The sequence below is a fragment of the Arthrobacter sp. 05L417 genome (assembly GCF_056397865.1).
The window spans coordinates 1-408 of sequence record NZ_JBFTOG010000128.1; the positions used below are offsets into that span (position 1 = coordinate 1).

General features: G+C 68.9%; 1 pseudogene. It reads left to right on the forward strand.

Annotated elements, in window-relative coordinates:
• Positions 1-243: pseudogene (locus AC1DJW_RS26620) on the forward strand (gfo/Idh/MocA family oxidoreductase); the annotation flags it as partial.
• Positions 244-408 lie beyond the last annotated feature (165 nt).

The window sequence follows — 408 nt, forward strand, 5'->3', positions numbered from 1 at the left end:
TTCCGCCGGATCCTGGTCAACGAACCCGACCACCCCTACATGGCCGCCTGGTGGCCCCAGGGCCACGTGATCGGCTGGGAACACACCTTCACCCACCAGATCCGCGACTTCCTGCAGGCCCTCGACGCCGGGACCCCGCCCTCGCCCTCGTTCGAGGACGGTCTCGCCGTCCAGCAGATCCTGGCCGCCATCGAGGAATCCGCCGACGCCAAATCCGCCATCATCCAGGTCGCCGGCCACTAAACACCGCCAGCTGACAACCGCCGGCTGACAACCGCCGTCTGGCTTCCCCCGGCCCCCGAAACTTTTCCCTAGGAGAACCCATGCCCCGCCCGTACACCCTGTTCACCGGCCAGTGGGCCGACCTGCCCTTCGAGGACGTCGCGCGCCTGGCCTCCGGCTGGGGCT